Origin of the sequence: Luminiphilus sp. nBUS_07 (genome assembly GCF_051201685.1) — a bacterium.
Classification (GTDB): Bacteria; Pseudomonadota; Gammaproteobacteria; order Pseudomonadales; family Halieaceae; genus Luminiphilus.
In genome coordinates this window covers 231,593-248,252 of record NZ_CP179213.1, presented here as the reverse complement: position 1 = coordinate 248,252, position 16,660 = coordinate 231,593, and the positions used below count along the sequence as shown (strand labels likewise).

15 protein-coding genes are annotated in these 16,660 nt (G+C 52.8%); 7 read left to right on the top strand and 8 right to left on the bottom strand.

The window, feature by feature from the left end:
• From ACMAZB_RS01185 to ACMAZB_RS01175, 3 genes are all read right to left on the bottom strand, one after another.
• Entirely contained in the window at window positions 1–492 is a 492-nt protein-coding gene (locus ACMAZB_RS01185; RefSeq protein ID WP_435218876.1) for an acyloxyacyl hydrolase, read from the bottom strand.
• 92 nt (window positions 493–584) lie between these two features.
• Entirely contained in the window at window positions 585–1,757 is a 1,173-nt protein-coding gene (locus ACMAZB_RS01180) for an aspartyl/asparaginyl beta-hydroxylase domain-containing protein (protein ID WP_435218874.1), read from the bottom strand.
• Window positions 1,754–2,182 carry a hypothetical protein gene (locus ACMAZB_RS01175; RefSeq protein WP_435218872.1) on the bottom strand — a complete coding sequence of 143 codons (429 nt, stop codon included), beginning with the start codon at window positions 2,180–2,182 and terminating at the stop codon, window positions 1,754–1,756. The genes ACMAZB_RS01180 and ACMAZB_RS01175 overlap by 4 nt, the downstream gene beginning before the upstream one ends.
• A 95-nt stretch (window positions 2,183–2,277) precedes the next feature.
• Between ACMAZB_RS01175 and ACMAZB_RS01170 the strand changes: the two genes are divergently transcribed.
• Both ACMAZB_RS01170 and ACMAZB_RS01165 read left to right on the top strand, forming a co-directional pair.
• A complete protein-coding gene (locus ACMAZB_RS01170; RefSeq protein WP_435218870.1) occupies window positions 2,278–3,393 on the top strand; it encodes a PQQ-dependent sugar dehydrogenase in 1,116 nt (371 codons plus the stop codon).
• 37 nt (window positions 3,394–3,430) lie between these two features.
• The gene (locus ACMAZB_RS01165; RefSeq protein ID WP_435218868.1) at window positions 3,431–4,705 is read left to right on the top strand and encodes an NADH:flavin oxidoreductase/NADH oxidase family protein; all 1,275 of its coding nucleotides are present in this window, start codon (window positions 3,431–3,433) and stop codon (window positions 4,703–4,705) included.
• Window positions 4,706–4,796: 91 nt separating this feature from the next.
• Here the strand turns inward: ACMAZB_RS01165 and ACMAZB_RS01160 are convergent, their stop codons facing one another.
• Window positions 4,797–5,474 (bottom strand): crotonase/enoyl-CoA hydratase family protein, encoded by a 678-nt coding sequence (locus tag ACMAZB_RS01160; protein ID WP_435218866.1) that lies wholly within the window; start codon window positions 5,472–5,474, stop codon window positions 4,797–4,799.
• 89 nt (window positions 5,475–5,563) lie between these two features.
• Here ACMAZB_RS01160 and ACMAZB_RS01155 point away from each other — a divergent pair, with 89 nt between their 5' ends.
• Both ACMAZB_RS01155 and ACMAZB_RS01150 read left to right on the top strand, forming a co-directional pair.
• The gene (locus ACMAZB_RS01155) at window positions 5,564–6,016 is read left to right on the top strand and encodes a YaiI/YqxD family protein (protein ID WP_435218864.1); all 453 of its coding nucleotides are present in this window, start codon (window positions 5,564–5,566) and stop codon (window positions 6,014–6,016) included.
• 241 nt (window positions 6,017–6,257) lie between these two features.
• Window positions 6,258–7,433 (top strand): MFS transporter, encoded by a 1,176-nt coding sequence (locus tag ACMAZB_RS01150; RefSeq protein ID WP_435218862.1) that lies wholly within the window; start codon window positions 6,258–6,260, stop codon window positions 7,431–7,433.
• 15 nt (window positions 7,434–7,448) lie between these two features.
• Here ACMAZB_RS01150 and ACMAZB_RS01145 read toward each other — a convergent pair whose 3' ends face one another.
• Complete coding sequence (locus ACMAZB_RS01145) at window positions 7,449–8,015, bottom strand: gamma carbonic anhydrase family protein (protein ID WP_435218860.1); 567 nt, start codon at window positions 8,013–8,015, stop codon at window positions 7,449–7,451.
• Between the two features lie 140 nt (window positions 8,016–8,155).
• On the opposite strand from ACMAZB_RS01145, the gene ACMAZB_RS01140 reads away from it, so the two are divergent.
• The 3 genes from ACMAZB_RS01140 to ACMAZB_RS01130 all read left to right on the top strand — a co-directional run bounded on the left by ACMAZB_RS01140 (window position 8,156) and on the right by ACMAZB_RS01130 (window position 13,051).
• Window positions 8,156–9,958: an ABCB family ABC transporter ATP-binding protein/permease gene (locus ACMAZB_RS01140; protein WP_435218858.1), complete on the top strand. Its 1,803-nt coding sequence runs from the start codon at window positions 8,156–8,158 to the stop codon at window positions 9,956–9,958.
• Window positions 9,955–11,865: an ABC-F family ATP-binding cassette domain-containing protein gene (locus tag ACMAZB_RS01135; RefSeq protein ID WP_435218856.1), complete on the top strand. Its 1,911-nt coding sequence runs from the start codon at window positions 9,955–9,957 to the stop codon at window positions 11,863–11,865. Before ACMAZB_RS01140 ends, ACMAZB_RS01135 begins: the two co-directional genes overlap by 4 nt.
• 67 nt (window positions 11,866–11,932) lie before the next feature.
• Window positions 11,933–13,051, top strand: a complete 1,119-nt coding sequence (locus tag ACMAZB_RS01130) for a pyridoxal-phosphate-dependent aminotransferase family protein (RefSeq protein WP_435218854.1) — start codon at window positions 11,933–11,935, stop codon at window positions 13,049–13,051.
• Window positions 13,052–13,055: 4 nt separating this feature from the next.
• Here ACMAZB_RS01130 and ACMAZB_RS01125 read toward each other — a convergent pair whose 3' ends face one another.
• The 3 genes from ACMAZB_RS01125 to ACMAZB_RS01115 form a co-directional block, all read right to left on the bottom strand.
• On the bottom strand, window positions 13,056–13,634 hold the full coding sequence (locus ACMAZB_RS01125) for a methyltransferase domain-containing protein (RefSeq protein WP_435218852.1): 579 nt from the start codon (window positions 13,632–13,634) through the stop codon (window positions 13,056–13,058).
• Window positions 13,635–13,763: 129 nt separating this feature from the next.
• Window positions 13,764–14,756 (bottom strand): threonine ammonia-lyase, encoded by a 993-nt coding sequence (locus tag ACMAZB_RS01120; RefSeq protein ID WP_435218850.1) that lies wholly within the window; start codon window positions 14,754–14,756, stop codon window positions 13,764–13,766.
• Window positions 14,757–14,972: 216 nt separating this feature from the next.
• On the bottom strand, window positions 14,973–16,496 hold the full coding sequence (locus ACMAZB_RS01115; RefSeq protein ID WP_435218848.1) for an arylsulfatase: 1,524 nt from the start codon (window positions 16,494–16,496) through the stop codon (window positions 14,973–14,975).
• Between the last annotated feature and the right edge of the window lie 164 nt (window positions 16,497–16,660).

Sequence of the window (16,660 nt, the reverse complement as noted above, 5' to 3'; positions counted from 1 at the left end):
TCAACGAAAGATGAACCGAAGAGTAATCGCGTCTGAACCAGGATTCAGGGTCTGCGTACTGCCGTTAGACATATGATCAATCGTCAGTGAAATGGCGGCGTTTTCGTTAATGTCAAAACCCATTCCAATGAGAGACCGGAAATGCAGAGACCCGCCGAGCTCGGTATCCCCTGCATGATAGACCCCCGGCATAAAGCTGCCCTCAATGAAGAATCGACGTCCGATTCGGTATTTACCTGCAACACCAGCACCAGCCCAAGCGTCACCGTCCTCATCAAGGCGTCCCGCGACCGCAATATTGCCTGAGAACCCCCCAGCTGCCGCAAACTCTTGCCAATGATATTCGACAACGCCGCCAATACCGTCAGTTTCAGTATCGGTGGTCACCCCAGCGACCCAGTCAGCCGTCGCCCCGGGCGCGTTGCACAACAACAGCACTCCGATTAATGCCAGGGACTGCCAGGAAAAATTACCACACCGAACCAACGACATAACATCCTCACTGACCGAGCAAAACTACCGTAACCCTTTGCCTTTGCGACCCACAGCCACAAACATTTGTTTCTGTCGCCTCAAGCGGCAGACTACCCTACCTTACCGAATCCAGAGACCGCTTCAAGCACGCTGGTTATTAAGTGGCGTTCATCACTATCGAGCTCTGGGCGCCACACATCGAACAGTAAAATAGTTCGCGGTTCTTCCCCATTGTTCCAAGCTTCATGGTTTACGCTGTCGTCAAATGCCCAACTGCTACCCCGCTCAGTTTCTCGTGAATCTTCGCCAACACGCAGACCACACCCCGGCGGTACGGTCAGCGGTAAATGACAAATTAATCGGCAGTTCAGTAACCCAGTATGAGGATCAATTTTGGCGCCAGCATCAAGCTTGGAAAACAGTACAGAAGGCGCAAGACCGCCGATCTTCGTTAAAGGCAGGTCAGCCATGAGAGCCGCAGTTTCTGGGCAAGACGCAAGAACGTCAGGCTGCGGCATCCCGTCTTGCCAAAGAAACGCTGACGTCCAATCGTCGCTATCGAGTAACGTCGTTCCACTATTTTGTGGTTGCTCCAAACCGCTGTGCACGTAGGGAGAAAAGCGATCGGAAGACTGTCGCAGCAAAGCGTTCAGCTCCCCCTCGATCAAATCTGTATGTGCTTCCAAGTCAGCGAGCCATGGGAGCTGCTCATTAGGAAAATACGTACAATAAGGCACGTCATCCAGATAAAAAGCGTGGGGAGCTTGGGGAAATTTATGCCCCGGATCTTTTCGCTGTTTACGCCCCAAAAGCATATCGAGAGAATTATTGAAACGCGTCGATGCCCGATTGCGGCGGTAGCCCGCTGACGAAAGACGATCAAACAAGTGTTGCTGAAACATCTGTCCCAGCTGCTGCAGCCGGGTTTCTACTCGATCTAAATCTGAGGACAGCTGCGGCGGGATATCCGTCAGGTTTGCTGCAAGACGGAGGATTAGATTGTAATAGGAGGAAGCATTTTGAAAATCGTCCTTACCCAACAAAATATCGCCCTTGATAATCAAAGCGCGCATATTGTGGGGCTCTTCTACTAGGACCGCATCTACCGCTTTTTCAGCCTCGGGCACATCACCCTGAGTCAGTGCTGCCAGTGACAGACCTAGCCAGCACCGCGGTGTCGCAACATTGTTAGCAACAGCCTGCTGAAATATCGCCAGCGCTTCCGCGGGGCGTCCAGCCTGAAGCTCAGTAATTCCCTGCTGAAAGTAGTCAGCCTCGGTCATGCTTTTACTCCGGTTAAATAGGCATAGAACCAGCCTGCAATACCACCCGCAGCCCCCTGCATCAGCAAACCAAAGGTGCTCCTTACGGCGGCGAAGCCGATCAACCCCAAGGTTGCCTCCAAAATCAAATGAATAGCGATCAAAGCCACAAAGCCTGCCAGCGCGTAAATGAAAGGGCGGGGAAAGCCCAGTCGACCGTGTAATTGTCCCGCCACCGGCAGTGCAATAAGCAACGAAATTGCGACTAGCGGCAAATACGAGCCTAGTAATCCAAGCCAATCAAACCAAACCGCCGACAAAACATCAGTGGCAGAAACTGGCATAGCCATCTCCTTAAGTCCGGCCATGATCATAAATGTCGAAAAGGCGCTGGCTAATAGGTACGCCACTAGAGTGGCTGGAAAGTAAGCAGCGATGGTACGCACAAGCAGCTCCTTATAAACGGCAATGCAAATTTTGCACTGCGAAGGGGTTATAGTTAGGGTCCAAGGTATAAAAACTTTTTTTCAAAGGACGCACCATGCCTTCTAGTTACAACTTCGTCAAAACCGTTTTCGTAAGTGCAATGCTGCTAGCAGCATTACCCTTGGAAGCTGCCAACTACCAAGTTAACACCATTACAGACACGCTAGAACAGCCCTGGTCGATTGCAGAGCTGCCCAACGGTAACGGCTTCCTGATCACCGAAAAGGCTGGTCGCCTTTTACACGTCGATCACAGTGGCAATGCCACCACAATTGTCGGTACCCCCGAAGTGTTTTTTAAAAGCCAAGGCGGCTTGCTAGACGTTGTCCTCGACCCTGAGTTCGCTACCAATCAACGAATTTATCTCTCTTATGCCGGGGGCGATGCCGATACGAACCGCACCACCGTCATGCGCGCCAAGCTTTCCGGGGAGCTACTGGCTGATTCAGAAATTATTTTGGAGGTTCAACCCAGCAAGAAAAAAGCCGCGCATTTTGGTGGCAAATTGGCTTTTTTGCCCGATGGCACCTTGCTGCTCAGCGTTGGTGAAGGTTTTGAATATCGAGAGCAAGCGCAGAGCCTAAGCAGCGAAATGGGCAAGCTGCTGAGAATTAATAGCGACGGTAGTGCACCTGCTAGCAACCCTTTTTCAGAGGTTGCGCCCCGGGTTTACAGCTACGGACACAGAAACCCTCAAGGGCTCGTGGTCGACCCCGAGACAGGGACTATCTGGATGGCGGAGCATGGACCCAAAGGCGGAGACGAACTCAATCGAATTGTTCCCGGCACTAACTATGGCTGGCCCGCAATTACTTACGGTTTGGATTATTCAGGGGCGATTATTTCGCCCTACACGGAAGCCGAAGGCATGGCCCAGCCGGTCATGTACTGGGTGCCCAGTATCGCCACATCGGGCCTTGCTATTTATCGAGGCACGGCTTTTCCAGAATGGGATGGATCGCTGCTTACAGGCGCGTTAGTTGACCAAAAACTTTATCGACTGGCGCCCGAGGGCAATGGCTTTGTGCAGAGTGAGCCCTTTTCCGAAGTGACAGGAAGAGTGCGCGATGTCCGGGTTTTAGGTGATGGCAGCATTGCAGTTCTGACTGATGAAGGCGCCTTTTTCCACATCACCTCAACACCCTTAGAGCAAACGGCAGCCACCAAGTAACTGGAACAGCGTTTGCCCTCCAAAAAAGGAACCCAAAATGATAGAGCAATCATTAACTCTGCCCTGTGGGGCAACGTTGACCAATCGTATCTGCAAAGCTGCAATGACCGAGGGGCTGGCCGGGTCAACCGGGGTCCCGGGGGCTGCGTTGAATCAACTGTATGGGATCTGGAGCGATGGTGGAGCAGGGTTATTACTCTCAGGTAACGTGCAAATTGACCGCGACCATTTGGAGCGACCGGGCAATGTGGTCGTTGACCAAGAACCGGATGCCGCCACAAAAGACGCCTTAAAGGCATGGGCAACGGCAGGAACTCGCCATGGCAATCATTTTTGGGCACAGATCAGCCACGCAGGACGGCAGTGTCAAAAAATCATTAATCCAACGCCCAAAGCCCCCTCGCCCATTAAATTAGGCCTACCGGGCGGACAATTTGGTGAACCCGTTGCAATGACTGAGTCGGATATTGAGGCCGTTATAGCGGGCTTTGCACGCTGCGCCCGTGTCCTCAAGGAGGCGGGCTTCACCGGCGTTCAACTCCACAGCGCCCACGGCTACTTGTTGTCTCAATTTCTGAGCCCCCGAAGCAATCAACGCACAGACCGTTGGGGCGGCAGTCTTGAAAATCGTGCCCGCGCTTTACTGGAGTCAGTCAAGGCGGTTCGTGCGGCGGTTGGCCCTGAATTCCCAGTAGGCGTGAAGCTTAATAGCGCCGACTTTCAACGGGGTGGATTTGATTTCACCGAAAGCCTGCAAGTGGCCAAATGGTTGGAAGCGGCGGGTGTCGACCTGCTGGAAATTTCAGGAGGTACTTACGAGCAGCCACGGCTGCTAAACGTAGAGGGCATCGAGCCTGTAGAAAATCAGGCCGTGGCGCAGTCAACCCGGGCCAGGGAGGCTTATTTCGTGGACTTTGCTCAAGCGATGCGCAAGGAACTGACCATGCCCCTGATGGTAACGGGCGGCCTGCGACGCCTAGACGCCATGGAGAGCGCCCTTGAAAGCGGGTCTGCCGATGTCGTTGGGATTGGTCGACCCATGTGCGTTATGACCGATGCACCTAAACGGCTGCTGTCTGGCATGGCAGAGCTCCCTCGATACGAGGATGCGCTTTCACTACTGCCTCGGTGGCTAAAAATCCTCGAAAAAATATCGTTATTTAAAACCTTAGGGACCTTTGCCGTGCAGTACTGGTACTACGAGCAAATTCTGCTTCTGGGCGAACAAGGGAAAACCGCTGATGATCTTTCAGTCTTCGCGGCTACTCGCCGCCAAATGAAACTGGCTAACGATTTGGCCGCAGCACGGTAGCCGCAAGTTGATCTAAGTTTGTTGGTCCAGGTTAGATATTTTGGGTGCGAGCACTTTATTAACCAGTCATAGGGCCGATCAACACGCTCGGTTAACCAAAATCTCGTGCCATAGCCGTATCCCAGCGACTGGCAAAACCCTCCCGCAATCGCGCCTTGGTTGCCGCGAACGAAGGCATATCTAAGGCCGCGAAGTGCTGAGCAGTACTTGCCGCCTCTGCCATAAGGTTTTCCGGGGCACAGCAAGCATCGAGAATACCCGCCTCCGCGGCGCCTTCGGGGTCATAGATACGCGCCAAAGTAACCACCTGATGGGCATGAGCTTCAATCACGCGCTCCTGCGCCAACTCAATGCCAAACCATGGCAACGTCATGCCAATGGCCACCTCATTCAGGCCCAGTTTAAAAGCACCTCGACATCCCAAGCGGTAATCCACTGAAAGACAAATTAATGCGCCCATGGCCAAGGCGTGTCCAGTTACCGCAGCAATCACAGGGGTTTGGCTATGTGCCAGTCGTCCAGCAATATCAGCACCCCTTCGCAACAGGCGCTGACTGTCTGCATCCATTTTTCCCATGACATTTAAATCAAAGCCGGCACAGAATTTGCCGGGCCGACCCGCCAACACAATCACCTTGCCAGACTCAAAACCTTGATCGAGGGCGCTGTCTAGACCATCTGCCATAGCAAAAGACAACGCATTGGCCTTGCCATCATCAAGGGTAATCAGGCTAAAAGCGTCTTGCTCTTGATAAGTAACCAATGCCATTGTGCTGCTCTCCTACGGAACGTTGTTATTCGCGTGTTAGTGGCGCCTCCGGAGGGCGTTGCCCGCTTCATATTAAAGGAAACTATTGCGTGAACATTTTAGTCGACGCCGACGCCTGCCCCGGAGCAATCAGGGACATCTTATGCCGCGCCGCTGTGAAACGCGAAATCAAGGTGGTTTTTATTGCCAACCAAGCAGTTAACTTGCCCCCGTCTCCCTGGCTACAAAGCTATCAAGTCGCACAAGGATTCGATAAGGCCGACGACGAAATTGTTGCGCGGGTGGCGACCAACGATCTTGTCATCACAGCTGATATTCCACTAGCAGCTGACGTCCTAGAAAAAGGTGGCCGAGTACTTACCCCTCGTGGTGAACGCTACAGCACCGCCAATATCAAGCAGCGGCTGCAAATGCGCGACTTCATGGAGACTATGCGCGCCTCTGGCCAAAACACCGGAGGCCCGCCGCCCATGTCTCAAACAGATCGAAAAACCTTTGCCGACCAGCTCGATAAGCTGCTGACTCAGCGCAGTCGTCCCTGAAAGACTGACACGTTGCGTTCATTCTTTGTTACCAGAAGCGAGGGATGGAGCAGCGATTGGGGCAGCCACCACAGTTAATAAGAGAACTAACGGTATTAATGGCAGCACCAGAGGCAGCAACAACCGATATACTCCCGGCCCAGCCGCGTGTGAGATACAGCGTCCCGCGCTATGTTCCCAGCCACAACCGTCATCGTTATGAGCAATCACTTATGTTGTACAGCCAAAGCATCTCTTCAGTTTGACTGGGAATAGAGAAATATTTTGGCTGGCCTGTGCCTCGGCGATCGTAACGGCCAATGCCTACTATATTCATCCGATTATTGCTGCGGTGGCGCGGGACTTCGGCGTTAGTGATGCCGGTATTGGCATTGTGCCTGCCGTCAACCAAATTGCCCTCGCCCTTGGTGTGCTTCTGCTTTTGCCTTTAGGTGATCGAGTCGATAATCGAAGATTGGTCACGCTGTGCCTTTCCGTTCAAGTGCTCACCCTCGTGGTTATGGCCGTTACCACCAGCTTCGTCGTTTTTATCACAGCATCAACTGCACTGGGTTTCTTTACCATTACCCCGTATCTGCTCCCCGCCTATGCCTCCCGTCGCGTCACTCCTCAACAACTCGGTTACGCAACCGCCCTGCTAACGACGGGCGTCATTGCCGGAGTTCAGGTTTCAAGGCTGTCTGCTGGCGTTATTGGAGCCTATACCGACTGGCGCTGGATTTATTGGATTGCCGCGGCTCTAATGACCGCCGCCGCCATTATCGTGCCCCGGATCATGGTGGCCGAATCCGTAAAAACACAAGGCTCGAGTTATTGGACGCTGATTCGATCGCTATTCATTCTTGGCAAACAGCACCCACGATTGATGGTATCGGGGGTTATTCAGGGCCTTAACTTTGCCGCATTTATTGCTGTCTGGTTGGGCATTGGACTCCATCTCACTAGTGAAGCCCAGGGACATGGCTCTGACCTTGTGGGTTATCTCACGGCATTCTCGGCAATAGGTCTTCTGACAACTGCGCGCCTGGGAAAATGGGCGGACACTCAGGGCGCCGAAAAAGCCCGACTCATCATGGCCACTTTTCAGTTTCTGGGAATAACACTGCTAATGACGGCTGAAACAAACTGGGTGTTCTTGCTGCCACCACTGGCTCTAATGGCAGTCGTTGGCCCCTTGGTCGACGTCACAGGCCGCATGACAGGGTTGCAAGAAACCCCCGCCGTCAGAACAAGATTAATGAGTCTGTACGTTTGTATGATGTTTACGGGCGGCGGTTTGGGCAGCTGGGCAGGAACCCTAGCCTACGATCGCTTCGCGTGGACCGGAATCGTAGGGCTCGCTATGGGGCTTAGCGTTACCGTTTGGCTGTTATCGCTGCAACAGTGGTACCAAAGACCCCACCGCCAAACTGTCTAGAACACCCCAATCCGCTCACTTTTCTGCGGGCTTCTCACCTTTGTACAACGCAATAATGTCAGCAACTTCAGACTCATCGAGCCGATCGCGGCCATCGGCGAAGCTTCCTGCAAATCGTTGATACATAGCGGCATTGAGCGCATTGGCCGCACCATTATCCCGCGTTCCCACCACCTTAGCGGGTACACCAGCAATAATTGAGTTTTCGGGAAAAACGCTGTTTTCACGCACAATGCTGTTACCCGCAACAATAGAATTAGCGCCGATTTTCGCGCCGTCCATAATCGTGGAGTTAATGCCAATCAGGCAGCGGTCACCAATCTCGCAGCCGTGCAAGGTTGCGTGATGAGTAATAGAACAGTCCTCACCAACAATCGTGGGCGTCATGGCTCCGACATGAATCATGACAAAATCTTGAATGTTGGTCCGCGCGCCTATCCTGATCTCAAGGAATTCCGCACGGGTCACCACATTAGGCCAAACTGAAGCGTCGGGACCAATATAAACCTTGCCATAAAGCCAGGCGCTTTCATGAATAAATGCGGGATTGTCCAATGTGACGTTGTCGCTGATAAAGCCCATGCCGAAGCATCCTTTAATTCTTGTAGTGGAGTTTTTACGACGCGACTGTGTACGAAGCGTCCCTTAGGGTAGAGTACTGCACCCTCAGCCATCTGGACACCTTAGGCGAGCCCAATCAGTAGGCTTCTAACACGTTACCCATGCACAGTTTTCAAACAGACGACAACGAAATAGAAAACAGCAGAGTGTTGTTACCCAAACTCTGGAGGCGCATTGCGCCCATTCTTTATGACAACCGCGGCAGAGTCGGTTTCGCTCTGGCCTGCCTCCTGCTTGCAAAAGCCGCCTTGCTGCTGATTCCTTTTTTACTGAAGGCATTAGTCGATGGTTTAGATCAAAGCGCGGCGCAAGTCACAACCTCAGTTATTTTATTTATGGTCGCGGCCTACGGCGCTGCACGATTCGCCAACACTCTATTTGCTGAATTACGAGACACCTTGTTTGGCCGCGTGACCGAACGCGCTATGCATCGCATTGGTCTTGCTGTTTTTAAACACATACACAGCCTAGATCTCGACTATCACCTGAACCGTCGCACCGGCGGGCTCGCGAGAGATATTGAACGTGGCACCAATGGCATTAGCTTTCTCATGCGATTTTTCATTTTCAACATTGCACCCACACTGTTTGAAATTGCCATGGTGGCTACGATCCTTCTGATCAACTACGGCGCACAGTACAGCTTCATCGTTTTGTTATCGGTGGCGCTTTACGGCGCTTTTTCCTTCCGCGCTACTCGATGGCGAACGCGCTACATTCGCGAAGCCAATGCAGCTGACTCCGAAAGTAACACCCGAGCGGTCGACAGCTTGATCAACTATGAAACCGTTAAATATTTTAACAACGAAGAATTCGAAGCCCAGCGCTACGACGAATCGTTGGAGCAGTGGGAGCAGGCGCGACGTAAAAATCGGTTGTCACTACTTGCACTCAATAGCGGCCAAGCAATTATCATTGCCTTGAGTCAGACATTGATGCTGGGCTTGGCCGCACTGTCAGTGCAAGACAGCAATATGACCCTTGGGGATTTCGTGCTCATTAATCAGTTTATGTTGCAGCTGTTTATACCCCTTAGCTTCCTTGGTTTTGTTTACCGAGAAATTAAGGCCTCCCTCGCTAGCATCGAACGGCTATTTCGTGTGCTGGATCAACAACCTGCGGTAATGGACCAACCGGAAGCAGACGTTTTGAAGATGGCGACGGGAACTATTGAATTCCGTCAGGTGAACTTTGGCTACAGCGACGCACGGCGGGTGCTTTCAGAACTTAACTTTACAATCGACGGTGGCGAAACTGTTGCACTTGTCGGCGCAAGTGGCGCGGGCAAATCAACGGTAGTAAAGCTACTCTTTCGTTTTTACGATCCTAGCAGCGGCACTGTGTACCTCGATGGACAAAATATTCGAGACGTCACCCAAAACTCACTGCGCAGCTCGGTCGCGATTGTCCCTCAGGACTGCGTGCTGTTTAACGATTCTTTGTTGGAGAATATTCGCTACGGACGACCCTCAGCAACAGACGAAGAGGTAAACGCTGCTGTGGCTGCGGCATACCTCGACGATTTTGTTGCCCGTCTACCCGAGGGAATCAACACTCGAGTCGGCGAAAGAGGACTCAAACTCTCGGGCGGCGAGCGTCAGCGCGTTGCCATTGCCAGGGCGGTTTTGAAGTCGGCGCCTATTCTTGTGTTTGATGAAGCCACTTCGAGTCTGGACAGCGAATCTGAACGGGCGGTTATGGGAGCGTTTCGCGCTCTGGCAGGGCATCACACAGCGGTAGTCATCGCTCACCGGCTCTCCACCATTGTTGATGCCGATAGAATATTGGTACTGGAGGACGGACGTCTAGTGGAACAAGGCAAGCACGAAGCGCTGCTTGCACAAGGCGGCCGCTACACAGCTTTGTGGCAAGCACAACAGCGAGAAACGGGGCAGCACGCGTGATCATTTTAGAAGACATCGCTCTGCGACGGGGACCCAAGCTATTAATGCAAGGGGCCTCAACCACCTTACAGCCGGGTCAGAAACTTGCGCTTATAGGCGCCAATGGCACTGGCAAGTCGAGCTTATTTGCCATGCTGCTGGGCGAACTGTCTGCCGACCAAGGTCAAATCCGCGGCATGACGGGGTTACGTGTGGCCCACATGGCGCAGGAGCTGGAGGTCAGCGATGACACCACGATAAATTTTGTTATGGCAGGTGACGCTGCTGTTTATCGATTGACTCAGAACATTGCCAAGGCCGAACAAGCTGAAGACTACGAACGTGCGGCCTACCTGTATCAGGAGATGGAAGTTCTGGACGGTTACAGTGCGCCAAGGCGAGCAGAGCAACTCTTGTTGGGCCTGGGTTTTACCCAGCCTGATTTACAGGCATCGGTAACAGAGTTTTCAGGGGGCTGGCGTGTCAGGCTAAATTTGGCTCGTGCACTTATGACACCCTCAGACGTTCTCTTACTCGATGAGCCTACCAACCACCTCGATCTCGATACCATGTTGTGGCTGCAGGGGTGGCTACTTCGATATTCAGGCACTTTACTGATGATCTCCCACGATCGGGATTTCATCGATGCTATTTGTGAACGCACGCTAAGTCTTGAGCAAGAGCAGTTGATCCCCTATCGCGGGGGCTATTCAGCCTATGAGCAGCAGCGCGCTGAGCGTATGGCACAGCAACGGGCTCAATATGCCAAGCAGCAGCGGGAAATTGGACAAATGGAAGATTTTGTCCGGCGGTTTCGCGCCAAAGCCACGAAAGCGCGTCAGGCTCAAAGCCGACTGAAGGCGCTAGAACGCATGGAAACGGTGGCACCCGCCCACGTCGATTCTCCCTTTTCTTTTCAGTTTCCCGAGCCCGGCAAAAGCAGCGATCCCCTTTTGACCATCGATAATCTTGTTCTCGGTTATGGTGACGACGTCATCATAGACGGCGTATCCCTGTCATTACATCCAGGGGACCGCATTGGCTTATTAGGTAAAAACGGCGCGGGAAAGTCGACATTTCTAAAGGGATTAACCGGGGCCTTACCTGCTCTTTCAGGTGATCGAGTCACCGGCGCGCATCTGCGCATTGGCTATTTCGACCAGCAGCAACTCGAGGTTCTAGACCTACAGGCTAGCGCGCTGCTGCACCTGCAGCGGCTAAGTCCAAAAGTTCGTGAACAAACGATTCTCGATTTTTTAGGCGGCTTCAATTTTAAGGGCGATCGGGCTCGTCAAGAAATTGCGCCCTTCTCTGGCGGCGAAAAAGCCCGTCTCGCCCTTGCTATGGTGGTCTGGCAGGATCCCAACGTGCTTATTTTGGACGAGCCCACTAACCACCTAGATTTGGAGATGCGGCATGCATTGGCTGTCGCATTACAGGGCTATACCGGCGCCATAGTATTAGTCAGTCACGATCGTCACCTGATGCGTCATGCGGTGGAATCATTATGGCTGGTTGATAACGGCGCCGTCACAGAGTATCCCGACGATTTGACAGCTTACGAGCAGTGGGTGCTCTCAGGAGATCGAACCGCCGCCGTAAACTCCGATAAAGCCGCTAAAAAAACCGCGTTAACACAAGACGGCGGTGGCCAGAGTAAACAAAACCGTCAAGGTGCCGCTGAGCAGCGAGCCCGCTTGCGGCCGCTGCAAAAAGCCTTGGAGAAGACTGAGCGAACGTTGGAAGGATCGCAGCAAAAGCTCGGTGAGCTGCAAGCCCAACTGGCCAATTCAGACCTTTATGAACCTGATCAACACGATCAGCTCGCCCAATTAGTCGAACAAGAAGGTTTACTTAAAGCGCAACTTGGTGAACTTGAAGAGACATGGATGCAGCAGCAAGAAGCCATTGAAAACGCCAGCGGTTAGCTTCTCTGGGTTAAATTGGGCATCATTGCGCCCAAAATTTCAGTCACATTAACGGAATAAATTTGTCATGAGCCAGAGCTTTCATCCGCCCCAACGTACCCTTATGGGCCCCGGCCCCTCAGACGTGTCACCGCGGGTGCTCAGTGCCTTGGGCCGCCCCACCATTGGGCACCTCGATCCGCTATTCATTGAACTCATGGACGATACCAAGCGGCTACTTCAGTACGCCTTTAAAACCTCCAATGAACTAACGATCCCGTTGTCGGCCCCTGGATCAGCTGGAATGGAAGCCGCGTTTGTGAATTTGGTATCACCCGGTGACACAGTAATCGTCTGCCAAAACGGCGTCTTTGGCGGACGCATGAAAGAAAATGTCGAGCGGTGTGGTGCGACTGCGATTATGGTTCAAGACCGCTGGGGAGATCCCGTTGACCCTCAAAAAGTTGAGGAGGCCTTCGCGGCTAATCCTGAGGCTAACCTGCTGGCTTTTGTGCACTCAGAAACCTCAACAGGGGTTCGCAGTGATGCTAAAACCCTCTGCGGCATTGCCAAAGCTCACGACGCATTAGTCGTTGTCGATACCGTGACAACGTTGGGTGGCATTGATCTTCGCGTCGATGAATGGGGTGCCGACGCGGTGTATTCCGGGACTCAAAAGTGCCTTTCCTGTGTGCCCGGCTTATCGCCCATGACCTTTAGCCCTGCGGCGGTTGAACGTATTCAAGCTCGCCCTACCAAAGTACAAAGCTGGTTTTTGGATATGCAGTTGGTGATGGGCTACTGGGGTGGCGACAGTAAGCGCGCCTATCACCACACGGCCCCCGTGAATGCGCTCTACGCGCTTCATGAGGCCCTGCTGATTTTAGAAGAGGAAGGCCTTGAAGCCAGTTTTGCCCGGCATCAGGCTAATCACGATGATCTCGTTTTAGGTCTAGAGACAATGGGCTTGGAAATGGCCGTTGCCCCTGAGTGGCGACTTCCCCAGCTCAATGCAGTGTGCATCCCCGATGGCGTCAATGACGGTGAGGTTAGAGGTCGTCTGTTAACAGAATTTAATCTTGAGATCGGTGCGGGCCTTGGGGCTTTGGCCGGCAAGCAGTGGCGAATTGGTTTAATGGGACATGCGAGTAATCCGGTCAACGTTGAGCGGTGCCTTACTGCGCTTAAACACGTACTGGGCCACTAAACACTCAACGAAGGGTTAACTTAAACCCCAGCTCATAAACGCCCAAGGGATGTTCAGACCGTACCGAGGTTTCATCCCAGATCCAACGCTCTTGGGAAAACAACTGCTCCATGGCCGCTATTTCACAGTGAAAGGGCGGCCCTCCCGACTCCCCGGTTTGCATAAACAGAGCTAGAAGCACGCCTCCCGGCCGCAACCAACCGGTGAGCAGGCTTTCATAGGCACTCCAATGTTCTGGATGCAGCGCACACAGACAGGTCTGCTCGTAAACAATATCGACGGGGGTATCGGGCGACCAATCGAACAAATTGCTGACAACGACCTCGCCATGAAGGCCTTTCGCGGACAAAGCGGTTTTCTGAAATTGAGCTGCACTGGGAGAAAGATCGACGCCCACTACGCTGAAACCCAGTTCGGCCAGACCTTGAAGCTCAGGCGATCGTCCACAACCGGGAATTACAACGGTGCCCTGCTGCAAGCTCAACCACGACTGCCAAGCAGTAAAGGCAGGGTTTAGACCGGTACGCTCCCAAGGTACCGAAGGCTCCTGATAACGCGCCTCCCAATCCAGAACTGGTTCCATAGCACTGCTCCTGAAATCTTTTGCCCTTGCCACTGTGCCTGTAGCTTGTTTCTGAGGCAACGACGCCCTAGAGGTTGTAAGGGATTCATTAATAGCTCTTTCGGGGGTACCACTTGGGGACGTGCCGATTTAGAAGGTTTTCTGGGAGTTGCTATCTGCGTTAATCGCTGCCGCGAATACCGCAGGGTCAACATTGCCGCCAGACAAAACAATGCCCACCGACCGATAATGATCAGGGACTTTGCCGGACAACAACGCGGCTAAGGCAACAGCGCCCCCAGGCTCGAGCACCAGTTTGAGGTGCTCAAACGCAAAAGCCATGGCTAGCAAAACTTCTTCGTCACTGACCGCAAGTCCTCCAGCGAGAAGGCGTTGGTTAATTGCAAAGGTTAGTTCACCCGGCGTTGGCGCAAGTAGTGCATCACAAATCGACGTCGATCCTGGCTCAATGCGCTCTCGCACACCGTTGTGCAGTGAGCGCTGATGGTCATTAAATTCTAAGGGCTCCACCGCAAACACTGCAGTATTAGCCTGTAATCCTTCGACGGCTAACGCGCAGCCGGCAACAAGGCCGCCGCCACTGCAACACACCAGCATTGCGTCTGGAGGCTCTGCATCCTGCAATAATTCCAGGCCTACGGTGCCCTGACCGGCAATGATGTCTGCGTCATCGTAAGAAGGAACAATCGTCCCGCCATCCCTCGCCACAAGATCACGGGCAATGGCCTCTCGATCCTCGCTGTAACGATCATAAGCAACAACCTCAGCACCGAGGGCCTGGGTATTACGCGTTTTAATTTGGGGGGCATCGGCTGGCATGACAATACGCGCCGGTATGTTCAGTAATTGTGCCGCGAGGGCGACCCCCTGAGCATGATTGCCTGATGACCAAGCCACCACCCCAGCGGCGCGCTGTTGGGCGGTCAATTGGCATAAGCGGTTGAAAGCCCCCCTGAACTTGAAACTGCCAGTGTGTTGCAAGCATTCTGGCTTTATAACGACTTGCCGCCCCGTCAGAGCATTAAGTTGAGGGGAATATAGCAGCGGTGTGCGCACGACGTGCCCTGCTAAGCGCTGGGCCGCCCGCTCAACCTCACTAAAACTTGGTGGGTGTGTCTCCAATTAAAAACACTCTCAGTCGATAGGACATGTGCCTTATGGGCAATATCTGAAGACATACCCGTGCGTTATAAAAAGTCACCTCGAGTGGTTTGTCTCGCGTTTCTGCTTGGCGGGCTAAGATGGCGTGCTGAGTCTCTGCCGCCCAAAGCTAACACGCGGTACTGTGCACCCCCAGTTCCAAGCTACTTTTAAGCTTGCGCAGCGAAGCCAGTGGCCTTAGTGGTCATTGCCCTCAAACCGGTAAAACGGCTCCATCATTTGATCGATGGTAAAACTCGCAGGCCGTTGCCGGGGTGGAAAAGCCATGAGAGTGCCAATGAACTTTTCTAGCTCGGCCCTAGCCAAATAGATCCGTGGAATTTTCTTAACCCACCAGTCGTTGTAAGTATTGGAGTTTTGATCGGCACGTTCAAACGGGTCACGACGTAAGTGGAATAGTTTGGGAATGCGCAACATATCAAACTGTTCACGCCAAACGTCGAATTCTTTAGCACGCTGCTCAGCAAATACCACCTTCCAATCGCCAATACGCATGGCTGTCAGCAAACCATCGTCGCTCCAATAGAGGAACGTATCCCGGGGACCGTGGTCAGCTTCTCCAGTTAGGTAAGGTAAAAAATTATAGCCGTCCAAATGATTTTTATAGGGCTTGCCATTCACCACGGTGCCCGCTTTCAGTTCTTCAGTAATCGTCGGTCGCCCCGCTGCAGCCATAAAAGTGGGCGCCCAATCGGTGTGAGACATCATGTCATTTAGGATCGTGCCTTCGGGAATTTTTCCGGGCCAGCGGACCATGGCGGGCACACGAAAACCACCCTCCCAGTTGGTATTTTTTTCGCTTCGAAAAGGAGTAATACCGGCATCAGGCCAAGTATTAAAATGCGGGCCATTATCGGTCGAATACAGAACGATAGTGTTGTCTGAGACATTCAGTTCATCTAACTGATCAAGTAATTCGCCGACCATGCGGTCGTGGGCTACCATCGCGTCGTTATAAAAGCCTTGACCAGAAAGCCCCAATTCTTCATCGGCAGTATGCGTCCAAAAGTGCATGCGCGTGGTGTTTACCCAAACAAAAAAGGGCTTCTCGTCAGCCACCGCACGGCTCATAAAATCTTGGGCTGATGCAACAAATTCGCGGTCGATTGTCTCCATACGCTTCTTGGTGAGGGGGCCACTGTCCTCGACCCGACCATCGGCGAAGGATCGGATGACCCCTCGAGGCCCAAAGCGCGCAATAAAGGCAGGGTCAGTAGGGTAATCAACATCCTCAGGCTCTTCCTCGGCATTGAGGTGGTACAGGTTGCCAAAAAACTCATCAAACCCGTGCTGTGTCGGGAGAAATTCATCGCGATCGCCGAGGTGGTTTTTCCCGTATTGCCCTGTAACGTAGCCCTCGGCTTTCAGTAATCCCGCAAGGGTGACATCTTTTTCACTGATGCCCTGCTCTGCTCCAGGCGCTCCCACTTTAGTGAGGCCCGTGCGAATGGGTGACTGTCCAATAATGAAGGCCGAGCGACCCGCAGTGCAGCTCTGCTGACCGTAATAGTCAGTAAACTTTGCCCCCTCGTTAGCAATGCGGTCAATATTCGGGGTGGGGTAGCCCATCATGCCCATATTATTCGTTGATAGGTTCCAAAACCCGATATCATCACCCCAAATTACTAAGATGTTAGGCTTGTCGGCGGCGTGAAGCGAAGACGAAACGAGTAGCAGGCATAGGCTTAATAAACGCAGCATGTGGTGGCTTCCTGACTTATTATTGTGTTGTGTTAATGACCTATCATGCACCAGCTTATTTGACACTGCCAGTGCTCTCAGGAACTTTCAAACGGCTCTAAGTTGCATATGAGCAGGCGGTTAAACAAGCCCTGTACGATAGAATGCGCGTCACATAACTTTTG

Bases quoted from the DNA above. Each gene is read 5' to 3' on its own strand.
- ACMAZB_RS01185 (WP_435218876.1), bottom strand. From the start codon at position 492: ATGTCGTTGGTTCGGTGTGGTAATTTTTCCTGGCAGTCCCTGGCATTA.
- ACMAZB_RS01180 (WP_435218874.1), bottom strand. From the start codon at position 1,757: ATGACCGAGGCTGACTACTTTCAGCAGGGAATTACTGAGCTTCAGGCT.
- ACMAZB_RS01170 (WP_435218870.1), top strand. From the start codon at position 2,278: ATGCCTTCTAGTTACAACTTCGTCAAAACCGTTTTCGTAAGTGCAATG.
- ACMAZB_RS01165 (WP_435218868.1), top strand. From the start codon at position 3,431: ATGATAGAGCAATCATTAACTCTGCCCTGTGGGGCAACGTTGACCAAT.
- ACMAZB_RS01160 (WP_435218866.1), bottom strand. From the start codon at position 5,474: ATGGCATTGGTTACTTATCAAGAGCAAGACGCTTTTAGCCTGATTACC.
- ACMAZB_RS01145 (WP_435218860.1), bottom strand. From the start codon at position 8,015: ATGGGCTTTATCAGCGACAACGTCACATTGGACAATCCCGCATTTATT.
- ACMAZB_RS01140 (WP_435218858.1), top strand. From the start codon at position 8,156: ATGCACAGTTTTCAAACAGACGACAACGAAATAGAAAACAGCAGAGTG.
- ACMAZB_RS01130 (WP_435218854.1), top strand. From the start codon at position 11,933: ATGAGCCAGAGCTTTCATCCGCCCCAACGTACCCTTATGGGCCCCGGC.
- ACMAZB_RS01125 (WP_435218852.1), bottom strand. From the start codon at position 13,634: ATGGAACCAGTTCTGGATTGGGAGGCGCGTTATCAGGAGCCTTCGGTA.
- ACMAZB_RS01115 (WP_435218848.1), bottom strand. From the start codon at position 16,496: ATGCTGCGTTTATTAAGCCTATGCCTGCTACTCGTTTCGTCTTCGCTT.